The organism is Catellatospora coxensis, from assembly GCF_016862635.1.
Taxonomy (GTDB): domain Bacteria; phylum Actinomycetota; class Actinomycetes; order Mycobacteriales; family Micromonosporaceae; genus Catellatospora; species Catellatospora coxensis.
In genome coordinates this window covers 51,811-68,067 of the sequence record NZ_BONI01000019.1, presented here as the reverse complement: position 1 = coordinate 68,067, position 16,257 = coordinate 51,811, and the positions used below count along the sequence as shown (strand labels likewise).

General features: G+C 74.0%; 16 protein-coding genes. 6 read left to right on the top strand and 10 right to left on the bottom strand.

The window, feature by feature from the left end; translation table 11 throughout:
* Positions 1-257: 257 nt before the first annotated feature.
* From Cco03nite_RS13700 to Cco03nite_RS13675, 6 genes are read right to left on the bottom strand one after another with little or no spacing between them, the layout of a single operon-like run.
* On the bottom strand, positions 258-1,631 hold the full coding sequence (locus tag Cco03nite_RS13700; RefSeq protein WP_203692439.1) for an alkaline phosphatase family protein: 1,374 nt from the start codon (positions 1,629-1,631) through the stop codon (positions 258-260).
* Positions 1,628-2,746 (bottom strand): metabolite traffic protein EboE, encoded by a 1,119-nt coding sequence (gene eboE, locus Cco03nite_RS13695; RefSeq protein WP_203692438.1) that lies wholly within the window; start codon positions 2,744-2,746, stop codon positions 1,628-1,630. Before eboE ends, Cco03nite_RS13700 begins: the two co-directional genes overlap by 4 nt.
* Complete coding sequence (locus Cco03nite_RS13690) at positions 2,746-3,594, bottom strand: TatD family hydrolase (protein ID WP_203692437.1); 849 nt, start codon at positions 3,592-3,594, stop codon at positions 2,746-2,748. Before Cco03nite_RS13690 ends, eboE begins: the two co-directional genes overlap by 1 nt.
* The gene (locus Cco03nite_RS13685) at positions 3,594-4,898 is read right to left on the bottom strand and encodes a TIM barrel protein (protein ID WP_203692436.1); all 1,305 of its coding nucleotides are present in this window, start codon (positions 4,896-4,898) and stop codon (positions 3,594-3,596) included. Before Cco03nite_RS13685 ends, Cco03nite_RS13690 begins: the two co-directional genes overlap by 1 nt.
* Positions 4,895-5,737 carry an SCO3242 family prenyltransferase gene (locus tag Cco03nite_RS13680; protein ID WP_203692435.1) on the bottom strand — a complete coding sequence of 281 codons (843 nt, stop codon included), beginning with the start codon at positions 5,735-5,737 and terminating at the stop codon, positions 4,895-4,897. Before Cco03nite_RS13680 ends, Cco03nite_RS13685 begins: the two co-directional genes overlap by 4 nt.
* The gene (locus Cco03nite_RS13675) at positions 5,724-6,884 is read right to left on the bottom strand and encodes an inositol-3-phosphate synthase (RefSeq protein ID WP_203692434.1); all 1,161 of its coding nucleotides are present in this window, start codon (positions 6,882-6,884) and stop codon (positions 5,724-5,726) included. Before Cco03nite_RS13675 ends, Cco03nite_RS13680 begins: the two co-directional genes overlap by 14 nt.
* A gap of 369 nt (positions 6,885-7,253) precedes the next feature.
* Here Cco03nite_RS13675 and Cco03nite_RS13670 point away from each other — a divergent pair, with 369 nt between their 5' ends.
* The 4 genes from Cco03nite_RS13670 (at position 7,254) to Cco03nite_RS13655 (ending at position 11,495) form a co-directional block, all read left to right on the top strand.
* Positions 7,254-8,423 carry a ThuA domain-containing protein gene (locus tag Cco03nite_RS13670; RefSeq protein ID WP_203692433.1) on the top strand — a complete coding sequence of 390 codons (1,170 nt, stop codon included), beginning with the start codon at positions 7,254-7,256 and terminating at the stop codon, positions 8,421-8,423.
* Positions 8,424-8,570: 147 nt separating this feature from the next.
* Positions 8,571-8,921 carry an STAS domain-containing protein gene (locus Cco03nite_RS13665; RefSeq protein WP_239167359.1) on the top strand — a complete coding sequence of 117 codons (351 nt, stop codon included), beginning with the start codon at positions 8,571-8,573 and terminating at the stop codon, positions 8,919-8,921.
* Complete coding sequence (locus Cco03nite_RS13660; protein ID WP_203692431.1) at positions 8,918-10,375, top strand: trehalose-6-phosphate synthase; 1,458 nt, start codon at positions 8,918-8,920, stop codon at positions 10,373-10,375. Before Cco03nite_RS13665 ends, Cco03nite_RS13660 begins: the two co-directional genes overlap by 4 nt.
* A gap of 64 nt (positions 10,376-10,439) precedes the next feature.
* Positions 10,440-11,495 (top strand): ADP-ribosylglycohydrolase family protein, encoded by a 1,056-nt coding sequence (locus Cco03nite_RS13655; RefSeq protein ID WP_203692430.1) that lies wholly within the window; start codon positions 10,440-10,442, stop codon positions 11,493-11,495.
* Here the strand turns inward: Cco03nite_RS13655 and Cco03nite_RS13650 are convergent.
* Positions 11,461-11,919 (bottom strand): carboxymuconolactone decarboxylase family protein, encoded by a 459-nt coding sequence (locus Cco03nite_RS13650; RefSeq protein WP_203692429.1) that lies wholly within the window; start codon positions 11,917-11,919, stop codon positions 11,461-11,463. The two genes, Cco03nite_RS13655 and Cco03nite_RS13650, sit on opposite strands and share 35 nt — an antisense overlap.
* Positions 11,920-12,062: 143 nt before the next feature.
* Here Cco03nite_RS13650 and Cco03nite_RS13645 point away from each other — a divergent pair, with 143 nt between their 5' ends.
* Positions 12,063-12,938 (top strand): sigma-70 family RNA polymerase sigma factor, encoded by an 876-nt coding sequence (locus Cco03nite_RS13645; protein WP_203692428.1) that lies wholly within the window; start codon positions 12,063-12,065, stop codon positions 12,936-12,938.
* A gap of 201 nt (positions 12,939-13,139) precedes the next feature.
* Positions 13,140-14,168: a hypothetical protein gene (locus Cco03nite_RS13640; RefSeq protein ID WP_203692427.1), complete on the top strand. Its 1,029-nt coding sequence runs from the start codon at positions 13,140-13,142 to the stop codon at positions 14,166-14,168.
* On the opposite strand, the gene Cco03nite_RS13635 is transcribed toward Cco03nite_RS13640, so the two are convergent.
* From Cco03nite_RS13635 to Cco03nite_RS13625, 3 genes are all read right to left on the bottom strand, one after another.
* The gene (locus Cco03nite_RS13635; RefSeq protein WP_203692426.1) at positions 14,106-15,398 is read right to left on the bottom strand and encodes an RNA polymerase sigma factor; all 1,293 of its coding nucleotides are present in this window, start codon (positions 15,396-15,398) and stop codon (positions 14,106-14,108) included. The genes Cco03nite_RS13640 and Cco03nite_RS13635 overlap by 63 nt on opposite strands.
* Positions 15,398-15,793, bottom strand: coding sequence for a YciI family protein (locus Cco03nite_RS13630; RefSeq protein ID WP_203692425.1), 396 nt, complete (start codon positions 15,791-15,793; stop codon positions 15,398-15,400). Before Cco03nite_RS13630 ends, Cco03nite_RS13635 begins: the two co-directional genes overlap by 1 nt.
* Positions 15,794-15,981: 188 nt before the next feature.
* Entirely contained in the window at positions 15,982-16,248 is a 267-nt protein-coding gene (locus tag Cco03nite_RS13625) for a DUF4235 domain-containing protein (RefSeq protein WP_203692424.1), read from the bottom strand.
* Positions 16,249-16,257 lie beyond the last annotated feature (9 nt).

Here is a 16,257-nt window from a genome sequence, read left to right as displayed (position 1 = left end):
CGGCCTGACGTCTCGACCGCCACCCGTGGCCACCCCGCAACCGCACTGCGGACGTCCCGGTGTTGCGCCGATGGGTGCAGAGCAAGCAAATGGGTGCAGAGCAAAGTCGCCGGGCCGGTACACCCCGTCCCCGACGGGCCGGCCCATCCCTCGGTGCCCGAGCCGCAGTTTGGGGGAAACTGCCCCGTCGGCCGCCGGGATCTGCGCAGTTTCCCCGAAACTGCAGGAGCGCGACCCGGCGGAGCGGAAGCGGCGCGTCATGATGAGCCGCCGGCCAGGCGTAGGAGGAGGGCTTTGACGTCGGTCGCGGCGATACGGTCCACCGCCGGGGCGGCGTCGGTGCACAGCAGCAGCGGGGCGTCGTCTGCGCCGGGCGGGAGCAGGCCGTGGGAACCGCGGATCGCTTCCGCGCCCGCGTCCAGGCCGACCACGTTCATCCGGTATCGCATGCCGAGCTTCTTGCGCACCAGCGCCTTCGCCGCACGGCCCTTCGCCGCGCCCGGCCCGGCCGGGTCGAACAGCAGCTCCGCCGGGTCGTAACCGGGCTTGCGGTGGATCTCCACGTGGGTGGCGAAGTCCGGGGCGTGCTTGTCGTCGAGCCAGTAGTAGTAGGTGAACCAGGAGTCCGGCTCTGCGAGCAGCACCAGTTCACCGCTGCGCGAGTGGTCCAGGCCCTGCCCGGCCTTGCCTGACTCGTCGAGCACCTGCCCGACGCCCGGCAGCTCGGCGCAGATCTTCGCGACCGCGGCGACGTCGGCCGGGTCGCGCACGTACACGTGGGCGATCTGGTGGTCGGCGACCGCGAAGGCGCGCGAGGTGAACGGGTCCAGGTATTCCATGCCGTCCTGGGTGTGCACGGTCAGCAGCCCGGCGGCGCGCAGCGCCCGGTTGACGTGCACGGGCCGGGACACGTCGGTGATGCCGTACTCCGACAGCGCGACCACCGTCGCACCCCGGGCGGCTGCCGCGTCGAGCAGCGGGGCCAGCGTGGCGTCCAGCTCGGCGGCGGCGGCCGCGGCCTGCGGGGCGGACGGGCCGAAGCGCTGCAGGTCGTAGTCGAGGTGCGGGACGTACACCAGGGTCAGGTCGGGGCTGCGGGTGTTCATCACGTGCACGGCCGCCGCCGCGATCCAGGCCGACGACGCGATGCCGGCGCCCGGCCCCCAGTAGCTGAACAGCGGGAACGTGGGCAGCTCGTCGTGCAGCTCGGCGGGGATGGTGTAGCAGTCGGGTTCCTTGCGGCCGTCGGCGCGGTAGATCGGCCGGGGCGTGACCGTCCAGTCGACGTCCGCGCCCATGGCGTACCACCAGCAGATGTTGGCCACGGTGTAGCCGGGCCGGTCGCGGCGGATCGCGTCCCAGACCCGCTCCCCGCCGACCAGCGCGTGGCTCTGCCGCCACAGCAGCACCTCGCCGAGGTCGCGGAAGTACCAGCCGTTGCCGACGACGCCGTGCCCGGCCGGGGTCTCGCCGGTGAGGAAGGTCGCCTGCACCGAGCAGGTCACCGCGGGCACGACCGGGTCGAGCCGGGCGGTGAACCCGTTGGCGAACGCGGCGCGCAGCCGCGGCATGTGCGCCAGCAGCCGGGGCGTCAGCCCGACCACGTTCAGCACGACGAGTGGCTTGTTCACGAGACCCCCAGGGCGGCGAACTGGTCGCGGGCGAAGGCGAGCTCGGCCGCGATGCCCTCGGCCAGCCCGGCGTCGTCGGTGGGCCGGGCCGACGGCGGCAGCACGTCCCAGGTGTACGTCTCGACCTCGAAGTGGTCGCAGTCGCTGTTGGTCAGCAGCGCCGCCAGGCCCTCGCGCAGCACCGTGGAGCTGGTGCGCAGCGGGTCGAGCGCGGCGGCGTGCAGCGGCGCGTGGAAGTGGATGCGCCACGGGCCGGGTGCGTCGGAGGCCAGCGCCTGCGGCAGGTCGTCGAAGCGCTCACCGGCCGAGCTGCGGGTCTGGTGCAGGAACCGCGGCTCGGCGTACGCCGCCAGCACCTGCCGGGCCGCGTCCGGATCCTCGACCTCGAGGGCCTGCGACACCTGCACCTTCACCACGGCGACCCCGGCCGCCTTGAGCTTGGCGACCGCGTCGACCGGGTCCTCCCAGCCGCAGGCCAGGTGCGCCAGGTCGACGCAGACGCCGAGGTGCTCGCTGGCCACCGCGGACAGCGCCGCGACAGCCTGGTCGGTGGACTCGACCACGCAGCCGGGTTCTGGTTCGAGCGCGACCCGGATCGGGCGCTCACCTCGGGCCAGCCCGGCGGCCAGCTCGTCGAGCTGCGCCTTGGCCGCGCCGAAGCGCCGCCGGTCCCACGGCTCGCGCCAGGCCAGCGGCAGCGTCGAGATCGAGCCGCGGGCCGCGTCGTCGGGCAGCAGGTCGGCCAGCACCAGCGCCAGGTCCAGGGTGTAGCGCAGCCGCCGCGGGTCGGTCCAGTCCGGCAGGTACACGTCGTGCTTGACCACCGGGGCCTGGAACGCCTGGTACGGGAAGCCGTTGAGGGTCACCGTCTCCAGCCCGCGCGCGCTCAGCTCACGGCGCAGCCGCCCGCGCAGCTCCGGCTCCTCGGCCAGGGCGCGGGCGACCGGGGCGGCCAGCCACAGGCCGAGCCCGAGCACGTCGGCCCCGAGCCGCTCGCGCACCGGCACCGCGAAGCGGTCCAGCTGGGACAGCACCCCGTCGAAGTCCTCCGCGGCGTGCACGTTCGTGCAGTACGCCAGGTGCACCGTCGCACCGTCGGCGTCGCGCAGCCGCATCACGAACCCCCGCGCAGGATCGAGTTGCCCTCGAACGTCGCCGCGGTGTCGGTCTCGTCCAGGTCGAGGCGGCCGGACTGGCCGTAGAACTCGACCGGGTTGCGCCACAGCACCCGGTCCACGTCGTCGTCGCTGAACCCGGCCGCCAGCATCGCCTCCCCTGTGCGCAGGGTCAGCAGCGGATCGGACTTGCCCCAGTCGGCGGCCGAGTTGACCAGCATGCGCTCCAGGCCGTACTCGCGCAGGATGACGACCATGCGGTCGGGCGACATCTTGGTGTCGGGGTAGATGGAGAAGCCCATCCAGCAGCCGCTGCCGGCGACCTCGCCGACGGTCGGCTCGTTGAGGTGGTCCAGCACGACCAGGCCCGGGTCGATGCCGGACTCCTTGACCACGTCGAGGCTGCGCCGGGTGCCGACGACCTTGTCCCGGTGCGGGGTGTGCACCAGCGCGGGCAGCCCGAACTCGCGGGCCAGCTCCAGCTGCGCGGCGAAGACCTCGTCCTCCTCCGGCGTCATCGAGTCGTACCCGGTCTCGCCCACCGCCACGACCCGGTCCTTGGCCAGGTAGCGGGGCAGCACGGCCAGCACCTCGCGGCAGCGCGGGTCGTTGGCCTCCTTCGGGTTCAGCGCGATGGTGCAGTGGTGCGCGATGCCGTACTGGCTCGCCCGGAACGGCTCCCACCCGATGAGCGCGTCGAAGTAGTCGGTGAACGACCCGGGGTTGGTGCGGGGCTGGCCGAGCCAGAAAGCCGGCTCGACCAGCGCGCGCACACCTGCCGCCGCCATCCGCTCATAGTCGTCGGTGGTGCGCGAGGTCATGTGGATGTGCGGATCGAAGATGCGCATCAATGCAGCCTCTCCAGGAGGTCGACGGCGTCGTCGGGCATGGTGCGGCCGGCGGCCTCGCGCTCGCGGCGCAGCGCCGCGAGCATCCGGCCGAGCTCGGCGTCGGCCCGTGACGCCAGTCCGTCGACGCCGGACAGCGGCAGGCCCATGAACACGCTCTTGAGCACGCCCTGGCGCCATTCGGCGTCGGGCAGGTCCCGGGCACCGGGGCCGAGCGCGGCGGCCACCAGCCGGGTGTCGTTGCTGCGCAGGGCGTCGCGCAGCAGGTCGGGGTCGGGGCAGGCCAGCAGCACGGCCCGCTTCTCGTCGTTGTCGCCGTACCGGTACAGCTCGGCGGCCTCGTCGCGGCTCGGCGCGGCGGCGTGCAGCAGGCGCACCCGGGCGTCCTCGGCGGCGGCGCGCCCGACGCCGCGGCGGGCCGCGGGCAGCAGCGTCGCGATCGCGGCGGGCTCGGTTCGGAGGCGGTGCAGCGCGTCACCGAGCCATTGCGCGGCGCGCAGGAAGCTCAGCGACCGTGCCGCGACGTCGGGGGCGGCGTGCGAGTGGCGGGGCAGCTCGACGGCGACCAGGCCGCGGTATCCGGTGTCGGCCAGCGCCCGCAGCACCGGCGGGAAGTCGATCTCGCCTGCGCCGAACTCCAGGTGCTCGTGCACGCCCCGGCGCATGTCGTCGATCTGCACGTTGACCAGGTGCGGTCCGGCGATCCGCACGCATTCGGCGACGTCGGCGGGCTCGTTGGCGCGGCAGTGCCCGATGTCGAGGGTCAGTTTGAGGTCCGCGCCGACCAGCTCGCGCAGCCGGAACCAGTCGGCCAGCGTCTCCACCAGCATGCCGGGCTCGGGCTCGAAGCCCGCCGCGACCCCGCGCTCGGCGGCGTACCCGACGACCTCGGCGCAGCCCTCGGCCAGCAGCTGCCAGGCGACCTCGGCCGACACGTGCGGCGGGCGCACCCCGGCCCAGAAGGACACGGCCTCCGCGCCGAGCCCTTCGGCGATGTCGATCGCCCGCTTCAGGAAGTCGACGCGCCGGGACGCGTCGTCGTGCAGGAACGTCGGCGCGTGCTTGCGCCGCGGGTCGAGCAGGTAGCGCGCGCCGGTCTCCACGACCACCGCCAGCTCCCGCTCGGCGAGCAGCCGCGCGGTCCGCGCGACCTGGTCCTTCACATCGGGGGCGTACGGGTCCAGGTGCGCGTGGTCGAGCGTCAGCGCGACGCCCGCGTAGCCGAGCTCGGCGATGACGTCGAGCGCGTCGGTGAGCCGGTGGTTGGCGAAGCCGTTGGTGCCGTAGCCGAAGCGGAGGGTCATGTCGGGGACACCTTCCTCGCGAGCTTGGCCGCGGCCGGGGCGGCGGTGGCCACCACGGCTCCGGCCAGGGGTCTGCCGTGCCGTGCGATGAGCGCGCCCTGCAGCGCGGGCAGCGACGTGATGCCGGCCCCGACCGCGGCGCGCACCCGTCCCGCATCGGGCTGGCGCAGCACCTCGCGCTGGGCCTTGCCGAAGCGGGTGGCGTACCAGCCGGCCAGCACCGCGGGCAGCCAGCCGCCGCTGCGGCCCGCCGCGTGCGTGGCCACCGCCGCGGTGGCGGTCATGGTCAGCGCGGGCAGCACCCGGTCGGTACCGGTGACCTCGCGGCGCGACAGGGCGGTCACCGCGTAGGTGTGGGCGGCGACGGCCAGCGCCGGGCGGGCGGCCTTGCGCAGGTCGCCGGTGCTCGCGCCGAGCAGCACGTCCAGTCCCCGGCACAGCGCCATGCCGGCCGGCCCGGCCGGGGAGTTCTTCCACTTCACGTCGTACGCCCACACCGCTCCCGCGAGCAGCCCGGCGGTGGCCAGGGTGCGCCTGCCGCCGCTGGCCGCGGCCAGGGCCAGCCCGGCGACGGTGAGGCCGCCCGCGACGGCGAGCGCGGTGTCGGGGCTGATCCGCCCGGACGGGATGGGCCGCTCGGGGCGCTCGACGGCGTCGAGTTCGCGGTCGGCCCAGTCGTTGGCGGCCATGCCGCCCCAGTACAGGCAGACCGACGCGGCGGCGATGCCGGCGGTGCGGGCGTCGAGCGTGCCCGCGGCGGTCGCGCCCGCGATCGCGTCGCCCGGCACCGACAGCGCCGCCGGCGCCCGGACGAGCTGTGCCAGGTCACTCAGCCTCATGGCGGCCCTCGCCCGGCACGGGCCAGCCCTGCACCCATTCGCACAGGTCGCGCCACTGCTCGGCCAGGCCGTGCGGGACGTCGCCGATCGGGTCCTTGAAGAAGAAGGCCAGCTGCGGCAGCGGGCCGGACAGGCCCTGGGCGTGCGCGGCGGCGGTGAGCCGGGCCAGGTCGAGCACCAGTGGCGCGGCCAGCGCGGAGTCGCAGCCGTGCCAGGTGAACTCCAGCCGCATGCGGCTGCCGAGGAAGCCGCTGAAGGTGATCAGGTCCCAGGCGGTCTTGAGGTCGCCGATGTCGGGCACGTAGTCGATGCGGGTGTGGCCCTCCGGCTCGTAGCCCAGCGTCTCGCGCAGCACCCGCTGCTTGCTGGCGACCTTGGCCGCGTTGGCCTCGGGCCGGGCCAGCGTCGCGCCGTCGCCGCCGCCGAGCAGGTTGGTGCCGGACCAGGACCGCACGTGCAGGTTGCGCATCGCGAACATGGGCGCGAGCACCGACTTGAGCAGCGTCTCGCCGGTCTTGCCGTCGCTGCCCGCGTACGGCACGCCGTGCCGTGCCGCTAGCTGGTCGAGCGCGGGCAGCCGGGCTCCGGTGGACGGGGTGAAGTCGACGTAGGCGCAGCCTGCGGTGAACGCCGCGTACGCGTACCGCGAGCTGGGCGGCAGCACGGGTTCCTGGTGCAGCGCGGTGGCGAGCGCGGCCGCGTCGGCGTACGCCGGGTGGTCCGGGGGTATGGCCTCGGTCGAGGACACGTTGACCACCACGACGCGGGCGAGCCCGTGGCGTTCGCGGAAGTCGGCGAGGTCCGCGGCGATGCGGACGACGGTGTCGTGCTGGGTGGGCCCGTCCGGGGCCTGCCGCACGTCGGCTTCGACGGCGGTCAGCTCGTCGGCCACGGCGGCGACGACGGCGGCGGGCAGCACACCGGCGGCGACCAGCGCGTGGGCCTTCTTGACCAGCGACACGCAGGACACGTCGTGGCCGCCGAAGACCAGGTCGGACAGGGCGGGCAGCGCCGGGTGGCGCAGCGGGGGCAGTTCGGTGACGCAGCCGACCGGGTCGGCGAGCGAGGCCCGCACCGCCAGCGCGCCGACGATGCTGGTGACCGCGACCGAGCCGCGGGCGCCGACGAGCCAGATACCAGTACGCACAGGACCTCCTGTAACGCGTTCGTGGCGGCCATATTAAATCTAGATCTGCAAAAGTTTCTAGATAGGAACCCGTACTTTTTCTAGATCTAGCAAAAGTTACGTGCTCATCAGCAATTCGGAGGGTCGGCGTCGCGAAAGTTGTCACGGCAGCCTTCCACCGTTCGGCAGATTCCTATAGGATTCGACACCGATAGATATCGGATCCGTGTTTCGGCGACCGGCTCCGCGCCCCGAGGACGTGCCTTGTCCGGTCGCCGCACTCCCGCGTGGCCCTCGCCCGCGCGTACGGCTGTCCGGACCAGCGCGCCTCACGGCGTCCGCCGGTCCGACCCCGCCCTCCGCGCTACCCTCATCGAAGGAGCGAGCCACATGCGAAAACGCGTACTGTCCCTGGTCGCCGGACTGGTCACCGTCCTGGCGACGACGCTGTTCGCGCCGGCGACCCCCGCGTCGGCCGCCCCGCTGACCAAGGTGCTGGTCTTCTCCAAGACGGCCGGCTTCCGCCACTCGTCCATCCCCAACGGCATCGCCGCGATCCAGACGCTCGGCAGCGCCAACGGCTTCACGGTCACCGCGACCGAGGACGCCAACCAGTTCACCGCCGCCAACCTGGCCCAGTTCCAGGCGGTGATCTGGCTGTCGACGACCGGCGACGTGCTCAACGCGACCCAGCAGACCGCGTTCCAGAACTACATCGCCGGCGGCGGCGGCTACGTCGGCGTGCACGCGGCGGCCGACACCGAATACGACTGGCCCTGGTACGGCGGCCTGGTCGGCGCGTACTTCCACTCCCACCCCGCGATCCAGACCGCGCAGCTGCGGATCGAGCCGCCGGTCAACGCCTCGACGGCGCACCTGCCGGCCACCTGGAGCCGCAGCGACGAGTGGTACAACTACCGCGCCAACCCCCGCTCGGCCGTGCGCGTGCTGATGAACCTCAACGAGGGCAGCTACACCGGCGGCAACATGGGCGACCACCCGATCACCTGGTGCCAGAACTACGGCGGCGGCCGGGCCTGGTACACCGGCCTCGGCCACACCGAGGCCGGCTACACCGAGAGCAACTTCACCCGCATGCTGCTCGGCGGCATCCAGATCGCGGCCGGCGCGGTCGCCGCCGACTGCTCGCCGGGCACTCCCCCGCCCGCCGGGATCAGCCTGCGCGCCCGGGCCAACAACAAGTTCGTCACCGCGCCCAACGGCGGGGCGGGCGCGCTGATCGCCAGCGCCACCGCGATCGGCACCGCCGAGCGGTTCGAGATGGTCGACCGCGGCAGCGGCAACATCGCGCTGCGCGCCCTGGTCAACTCGCGGTACGTGTGCGCGGACAACGCCGGCGCGAACCCGCTCATCGCCAACCGGACCGCGGTCGGCGGCTGGGAGACCTTCGCGCTGGTCCGCAACTCCAACGGTTCGGTGAGTTTGCGGGCCCAGGCGAACGGGAAGTACGTCGTCGCGGAGAACGCCGGCGCGGCGGCACTGATCGCCAACCGGACCGCGATCGGCCCGTGGGAACAGTTCGACCTGGTCAGCCCATAGTTCATGGGGGTCAGGCCGCCCGGAAGAACCGGGTGGCCTGACCCGGCTTGATCTTTGTCACAGAACTGTCATGGTTCGCAGGGTTATCGCCGAGCTCGGTGGGGAATGGCTGCACTCACCGGCAAGGAGGTACCCCAGGTGGAAGACATGGTCCCGGCGACGACGGCACAGGCAGTGCCACTGGTGGAGGTGCAGGTAAAGGGCGATCTCGACGCGCAGGCCGCCCCGGCGGTGAACCGCCTCCTCGAAGAGGCCCTGGCCCTGCGTCCCGAGCAGATCGTCGTCGACCTGGCCGACTGCGACACGATCGACGCGGCGGGCATCCTGCTGCTGCTGGACGCGCACCGGCGGGCCGTACGCGACGGCGGCGCGGTCGCCCTGCGCTCGCCGTCCGAGCGGGCCCGGCGCGCCCTGCGGCTGGCCAGGGTCGACCGGATCATGCAACTGCTGCCGTACGCGATGCTGGAGCCGGCCCCGGTCGGGCAGGTGGTCCGGTGACCCCGCGCTACGACCTCATCGTGGCCGGCGACCGGGTGCCCGCCGCCGACCCCGACGACAGCAGCGACCATGTGGACGTCGCGCTGGCGTCGCTGCGCCCGTTCGTCGCCGCGCAGGGCGGCGCCTGGGCGGCCGTGACCGACGGGGCGAACCCACCCGGGGCCGACGCGCTGCACGTCGACGCCGGAGCCGACGACGCGCGGCTGGGCGCGGGCCTGCTGCGCGCGCTGTACCACCACCAGCCGGCCGAGTTCCCGCCCGGCTGGTTCGGGCCGTACGAGCAGGCCAACACCGCCATCGCCGACGCCGTCGCCGGGTCCGCGGGGCTCGGCGGCACGGTCTGGGTGCACGGGCACCAGCTCCAGCTCCTGCCCCGGCTGCTGCGCCGGCGGCGGCCCGACCTGGCCACCGCCGTGCACCTGCACAGCGCGTTCCCGCCCGCGGAGTCGTTCGCGCGGCTGCCCGAGCACCGCGAGCTGCTGGCCGGGCTGCTCGGCGCGGACGTCGTCGCGCTGCCGCACCACCGCGCGGTGGACAACCTGCTCGACCTCGCCGGCCGGGTGCACGGCCTGCCCGTACGCGACAACCAGATCGCCGTCGGCCAGCACCGGGTGCGGGTGCTGGCCTGCGCCCTGCCCGCCGACACGGGCGGCATGCGCCGGCTGGCGCGGCTGCCCCGGGTGCGCGAACGCGCCGCCGAGATCCGCGCCGCGCTGCGGGTCGGCGGGCCGGTGCTGTTGTCGATCGCCGGCTGGGACCCGTCCGACGCCGTCGAGCAGCGCCTGCACGCGTTCGAACGTTTCCTGGCCGAGCACCGGCCGGAGCCGGCCACGGTCGCCCTGCTGCACGTCGCGTACGGCGACCCGCACACGCCCGACGAGCGGGAGCAGCGTGAACGCGTCGACCGGCTGATCGCGAAGATCAACGGTACGCATGCCAACGTGGGCCAGGCCGTCGTGCACTACGTACGCGACAACCCCGACCGGCGCGAGCTGGCCGCGCTGTACCTGGCCTGCGACGGCCTGCTCGCCACCCCGGTGCACCACGGCACGGTGAACCCGGCGCAGGAGTTCGTCGCGGCCCGCGGCCCGCGCGGCGCGACCGTCGTGCTCAGCGAGCTGACCAGCGACGCCGCCGACGTGCCGGGGGCGATCGTGGTCAACCCGCACGACACGGCCGCCTACGCCGAGGCCGTCGCGACGGCCGTGGGCCTGTGCGGTCCCACGCCGCAGGCCGGCCCGGCGCCCACCGAGCACGGCCTGGACAGCTGGGCGCGGCACGTGCTCGCCGTGGTGCGCGCCCGCGCCGCCGCGGTCCCCGGCACGGTGGCCCGCCCCCGGCGGGTGCCCACCACTCCCGGGCACACCAGGCCCGCGGTCCCGGACCGCGCCGAGCACCTGGGCGTCGCGCCGGGAACGTCAGGACGCACCGCGTCGCGGCCGGGCCGGCCGTGAGCCTGACGCCGCGCGAAGCCCGCCGCCGGGCGCGAGCTCGGCGGCGGGCCGCGACGGGGAAGGAATGAAGATCACCGTGACCACGATGCTCGACCAGTCGCAACTGCTGCGCCGCGCGCACGGCTCCATGCTCATGGCCGCCCGCGCGGATCTGCTGGCAGCGCCGCTGCACGAGGCGGCGATGCCCGATCCGGCGCGGGTGGAGGCGGTGCTGCGCGACCGGCGCGCCCGCCCGTCGCAGCCCAGCGCGGCAGCGACCCAGCTGCTGATCCTCGCCGAGCATCTGGGCCGCCACGCGGGCCGGGTGCACGACGACGCGCTCGCCCTGGAGCTGGCCCGGGAGTGGCCCGAGGACCGGCCCGAGCTGGCCGACACCGGCACGGCCCGGGTGCTGTCCGCGGTGCGCCGGGGTGTGCGCTGGTCGCAGGTCGCCCCGACGGTCCACGACGGACAGGGCAGCTTCGGCAGTGTCGCCGCGGTGCGGGCGGGCGCGGTCGGCCTGCTGCCCGACGCCGGCATGGGCACCGTGGCCGCGCTGGCCCGCCGCGCCGCCGGGATCACGCACAGCCATCCGCTGGCCCGGGACGCGGCGGCCGCCACCGCGACCGCGGTGGCCCTCGCGGCGCGCGGGCAACCGTTGGCCCCGGCCGACAAGTACCACTTCCTCGACCTGGTCACCGCGCAGCTGCGGACCAGCGAGTTCCGGGCGGCGCTCGGCGAGGTGCAGACCCTGGTCCGCCACCGCAGCGCCCCGGCCGACACGGCCGCGACCGTCGGTTCCGGACGCGCCGCGCTGCGCTGCGTGCCCGCCGCGCTGACCGCGTTCCTGCGCCATCCCGACGACCCGGTCGCCGCCATCCGGTACGCGATGATGATGGGCGGGCAGGCCCGCACCGTGGCGACGATCGTCGGCGCGGTCTGCGGGGCCCGCCACCCGGAGCACAGCCTGGCCGTGGCGGCGCGGCCCGACGTCACCCGCGGGCTGCGCATCCAGGCCGCCGCCGCGGCGCTGGCCCGGCTGGCCACCGGCCGCCGGGCCGCCGGGCTGCGGCGGGGCCGTCCCGAAGGAGGCCCCGTGCCGCAGCTCAGCCCCAGTTCTGGCCGGCGGGCTGGCGGGTGACCGCGTTGAGCCGGTTGAAGAAGTTGGTCGTCGCGATCCACAGCACCAGCGAGGCCAGCTCGGTCTCGCCGAAGTGCTTGGCGGCCGCCTCCCAGACCGGGTCCGGCACCGCTTCGCCCTTGTCGGCCAGCCGCGTGGCGTGCTCGGCGAGGTCGAGGGCGGCCCGCTCGGCCTCGGTGAAGTAGTCGGTCTCCCGCCACGCCGCGACCGCGAACAGCCGCTCGTCGGTCTCGCCGGCCTTGCGCATGCCGCGCGCGCCGGAGTCGACGCAGGCGCTGCAGCCGTTGATCTGGCTGGCCCGCAGGTGCACCAGGTCCAGGGTGGACTTGGCCAGGCCCGCGGAGTGGGCGGCCTTGTAGATCAGGTTGATGCCCTTCACGGCGTCCGGCAGCAGCGCGGCGGGGTTGGTCATCCGAGCCTGCATGATGTCCTCCAATAGGATCTTGTGGCCGGGCCTGTCACATCGGCCCGATCTCGTTCGTCATCGGTATGACGGGCCGCTTTCCGAAGATGTGACAGATGTGGCCTGGATCACGATTGAAGGCGATTCGGGGAGGTATGCACGACATGCAGGAGCAGGACCGGCTGGCCGAGCGCTTCGAGCAGGACCGGGCACGGCTGCGCGCGGTGGCGCTGCGGATGCTCGGCTCCTCGGCCGAGGCCGACGACGCCGTACAGGAGGCCTGGCTGCGGCTGAGCCGGACCGACGTCGACGAGGTCGGCAACCTCAGCGGCTGGCTGACCACCGTGGTCGGCCGGATCTGCCTGGACATGCTGCGCTCGCGCACCACCCGGCGCGAGGACCTGCTCGACGACACCGCCGACACCGACCTGCCACCGGTCGGGGCGACCGCCGGGCCCGACCCCGAGCAGGAGGCGGTGCTGGCCGACTCGGTCGGGCTCGCGCTGCTGGTCGTGCTCGACACGCTCACCCCCGCCGAGCGGCTGGCGTTCGTGCTGCACGACATGTTCGCCGTGCCGTTCGACGAGCTCGCCCCGGTCATCGGCAAGTCGCCCGACGCCGCCCGGCAGCTGGCCAGCCGGGCCCGGCGACGCGTGCAGGGGCAGTCCCCGACCGGCGACGTCGACCAGGCCCGCCGCCGCGCGGTCGTCGAGGCGTTCCTGTCCGCCGCCCGGGAGGGCCGGTTCGAGGCACTGGTCACCATGCTCGATCCCGACGTGGTGATGCGCGCCGACGCGACCGCCGTCTCGTACGGCTCGTCCGCCGAGAAGCGCGGCGCGGCGACCGTCGCCGGCTACTGGAACGGCCAGGCCGCCGAGGCGCGCACCGCGCTCATCGACGGCGTCGTCAACGCGGTCTGGGCCCCGAAGGGCAAGGTCCGCGTCGTGCTGGCGTTCACCGTCGTCGACGGCCGCATCGCCGCCATCGACCTCACCGCCGACCGGGGCCGCCTCGCCGAACTGGACGTGACGATCTACTGATGCCGCGATCGTGTGGCCGGGACGCGTCGGCGACCCGGCCACGCGACGATCAGCGCGGACGCTGCGTGTCCCTGCCCTGCGGCGGCAGGCGGGGCCGCGGGCCGGCGATCCCCGGACGCCCGCACCGATCGGCTCGGCTCCCCCGCGGCCGTGGCCGCTCCGCTAGGCTCCGCCCGGTCGGCACCCCGCAGGAGGATCACCATGGCTCGGACCACCCCGCCCCGGCCGGTCGACATCCCCGCGGTCTTCCCGGAACTGCGCGACCACGTCGGCACCGCGACCCGCCTGCACCCCCGCCCCGGCGCGCCGACCGTGCACGGCAGTTCGGTCGGCGGCCCGCTGCTCTGGCCCGCGCAGGAGCCCTGGCCCCACTGCACGGACGAGCACGACTACCTGCCCAGCCCGCACCGGCCGGAGACGGTGCGGCGGTGGCGGCGGATCCTGGGCGCGGCCTGGGGCCGCACCCGCCGCGACGAGCAACTCCAGCTCACCGAGCAGGAGCAGGCCGAGCTGCCCGACCTGGACGACTGCGCGCCCGCAGAGCTCGGCGAGCAGCCGATCGCGATGGTGCCGGTCGTGCAGCTCTACCGTCGCGACACCCCGGGTTTCCTGGGCCCGGACGACACCGACGTGCTCCAGCTGCTGTGGTGCCCGCTTGATCACAGCGACCTCGGCTACAACCCCCGGGTGCTGCCGGTGTGGCGGCGCGCGGCCGATGTCGGCGAGCTGCTGTCCGCGCCGCCGGAGCCGCTGATCGTCAGTGAGTCGTACCTGCCGGAACCCTGTGTGCTGCACCCCGAGCAGGTGCGCGAGTACGAGTTCGGCGGCCTGCTGCCGCGGGAGCTGGACAAGCGCATCCTGCAGTGGGAGCAGGACATGGCCGAACGCGACGCCGACGGCGAGCCCGCGTACTCCTACCAGTTCGACCTGTCCATCGCCCCGGGATGGAAGCTGGGCGGCTTCGCCTCCTGGCACCTGACCGATCCCGGCCCGATGGACTGTGCGGAGTGCGGCACGCCGATGCGGCTGCTGCTGACCGCCGCCACCTACGAGACGAACGGCCCCGCGGACAGCTGGCGCCCGGTCGAGGAGTCGCGCGAGCCCGGCGAGTTCATGTCACTGCAACCGGACAACAGCCCGACGGCGGTGGAGATCGGCCGCGGCTACTCACTGTGGATCTTCTACTGCCCGGTCTCCTTCGGCCATCCGCCCGGCACCACCATGCAGTAGGGCCGGTCCCGGCGCGTCGCGCAGGCGGCCGATCTCGGTGAGCAGGTAGCGCAGCTCGGGGGCGCTGGACGTGCCGACCGCCGCGGCGCGCAGCTGCTCGATCGCCGCCGGGCGGTCGCCGGCCATCTCCAGCAGGTGCCCGCGTACGGCGGCCAGCCGGTAGTGGCCGGGCAGCCGCTCGTCGAGGGTGTCCAGCAGCTTCAGGCCCGCCTGCGGGCCGTCGACCATGGCCAGGGCCACGGCGCGGTTGAGGGTGACCATCGGGTTGGGCTGGATGCGCTCGAGCACGCCGTACAGCGCGAGGATCTGCGGCCAGTCGGTCTCCGCCGCGGTGGCGGCCTCGTCGTGCACCGCGGCTATCGCCGCCTGCAGCTGGTACGGCCCCACGGCGCGCTGCCGCAGCGCGGCGCCGACCAGTTCGACACCCTCCGTGACGGCGGCCCGGTCCCAGCGGGCGCGGTCCTGCTCGGGCAGCGGGATCAGCTCCCCGTGCGGGCCGGTGCGCGCGTCGCGGCGGGCGTCGTTGAGCAGCATCAGCGCCAGCAGCCCGGTGACCTCGGGCTCGTCCGGCAGCAGCCGGTGCACCTCGCGAGCCAGCCGGATCGCCTCCTTGGACAGGTCGGTGCGCACCAGCTCGCCGCCGCCGCTGCTGGCGTACCCCTCACTGAAGATCAGGTAGAGCACGTGCAGCACCGCGTCGAGCCGGGGCCGCCAGTCCGCGCCCGACGGCAGCCGGAACGGCTCGCCGGAGGCATGGATGCGCTGCTTGGCGCGGCTGATCCGCTGGCCCATGGTGGCCTCCGGGACCAGGAACGCGGCGGCGATCTCGGCGGTGCTGAGGCCGCCGACCGCGCGCAGCGTCAGCGCGATCGCCGACGGGGGCGTCAGCGCCGCGTGGGTGCACATGAACAGCAGCTGCAGCGTGTCGTCGCGGTCCGTGGCGGTGTCGTCGGCCGCGCCCGCCGCCACCGGCCCCCAGTCCTGCTCCTCCCGGCGGCGGCGGGCGTCGTCACCACGCCACATGTTGATCAGCCGCCGGGAGGCGGTGGCCACCAACCACGCCTCGGGGCTGTCCGGCAGCCCTTCGGCGGGCCAGTGCAGGTGCGCCGCGAGCAGCGCCTCCTGCACGGCGTCCTCGGCGGTGTCGAAGTCGCGGTACTTGCGGGCGACCACGGCGAGGACCCGCGGCGCGAGTTCGCGCAGCAGGTCCTCGATCGGCCGGTCGGCCATCAGGCGTCGGCCGCCGGCGGGCCGACGATCGGGCGCACCTCGATCGGGATGCCCAGCGGCTCACCGTCCTTGCCGGGGGCGGACGACGCCTTGGCCGCGATCTCGTACGCCCGCTCGGGGCTCGCGCAGTCGACGATCCAGAAGCCGATCAGGAACTCCTTGGCCTCCGGGAACGGGCCGTCGGTGACGGCGGGCGCGCCCTTGCCGTCGTGCCGGACGATGCGGGCCTGGTCGGGGAAGGTCAGTCCCTCGTTGAAGACCATCTCGCCGCTCTCGCGCAGCTCGCGGTCGAAGTCGTGCTGGAACTCGATGTGCCGCTTCACGTCCTGCTGCGACCAGTTCACGATGCCCTCGGTGGCGTCCTGGCCCGTGTGCATCATGATCATGTACTTCATCTCGGTACTCCTCCTGGCGATCCGTGGTGGCGGCGGCCGCCCGTCGGGCCTGTCCCGCCACCCTCTCACCGGGTAGACACCACCGACTGCGCGGCTTCGACATCCGCGCGGCACATTTTTCAAGATTTTTTGTCCGGGCATGGCCGAGGGCCCCGCTCGATGAACGGAGCCCTCGGGCACGGCCGGCCTCAGTCCGGCCAACTGCCGGTGAGCGCCTTGACGCCGTGCGCGCCGCCGCGGTCGACCGCGGCCTTGACCAGTCCGAAGACCGCACCCTGCAGCGCCGCGGCGAGCAGGATCTCGGTCCATCCCTTCGTCGGGTCGGTGGCGTGCGGGGCCTCCCGCCTGCCTGACACGATCCGCCAGACCTGCTTGAACGCGACCCCGGCGACGGCGCCGGCCACGGCGCCGCCCACCATCCCGATCGGCTTGTAGACCAGCTTCTGCGTGTTCATGACAGCCGC